Origin of the sequence: uncultured Mycobacterium sp. (assembly GCF_964249325.1) — a bacterium.
Classification (GTDB): domain Bacteria; phylum Actinomycetota; class Actinomycetes; order Mycobacteriales; family Mycobacteriaceae; genus Mycobacterium.
Window position 1 is genome coordinate 1 of record NZ_CAXUCH010000368.1, and the last position, 766, is coordinate 766.

A 766-nucleotide genomic window follows, 5' to 3' on the forward strand; every position below is an offset into this window, starting at 1 on the left:
CGCAAGCCGCGCTCAGCCACGCGCGCGCGGCCCGGGCCCGGTCCGGCCGGATCGCCGCGGTCCGGGAAGCCGTCGGCATTGCCGCCTACCACTGCGGCGATTGGGCGCAAGCGCTCGCCGAGCTGCGCGCCGCGCGCAGAATGGGCAGCAAATCCCCGCTACTTCCGCTGATCGCCGACTGCGAACGCGGTCTCGGCCGTCCCGAGCGGGCGATCGAACTGGCGAGAGGTCCCGAGGCGGCCCAGCTCAGTGGTGACGACGCCGACGAGCTGCGCATCGTGGCCGCCGGCGCCCGCGCGGATCTCGGCCAGCTCGAGCAGGCCCTGACCGTGCTGTCCACGCCGCAGCTCGATCCCACTCGTACCGGCTCGACCGCCGCGCGGCTGTTCTACGCCTATGCTGAAACGCTGCTGGCGCTGGGCCGCAGCGACGAAGCGCTGCAATGGTTTTTGCGTTCAGCGGCCGCGGATATCGACGGCGTCACCGATGCCGAAGATCGGGTTAGCGAGTTAGCCTGACGTGAAAACGCTTGCGCAGCAATACGATTGCTTGCTTATCGATCTGGACGGCACCGTCTTTCGGGGCCGTCAGCCCACCGACGGCGCGGTGGAGTCGTTAGACAAGGTGCATAGCCGAAAGCTGTTCATCACCAACAATGCGCTGGAGCAGCTGCCCGCCGAGCTCAGCGGCTGCGCCGCGCTGGTCAAGGTGCAGGCATCGTTCAACCGGCTGCGCGCGCTGCCGCGCGCGCTCGCGCGGCGGCCTC

General features: G+C 69.5%; 1 protein-coding gene and 1 pseudogene. Both read left to right on the plus strand.

Features of this window, described 5'->3' with window-relative positions; genetic code table 11:
- Window positions 1–518, plus strand: a 518-nt coding sequence (locus ACFE99_RS24570; protein ID WP_375489418.1) for a hypothetical protein, incomplete at its 5' end; no start/stop codon positions are given.
- 1 nt (window position 519) lies between these two features.
- Window positions 520–642: pseudogene (locus ACFE99_RS24575) on the plus strand (HAD family hydrolase); the annotation flags it as partial.
- Between the last annotated feature and the right edge of the window lie 124 nt (window positions 643–766).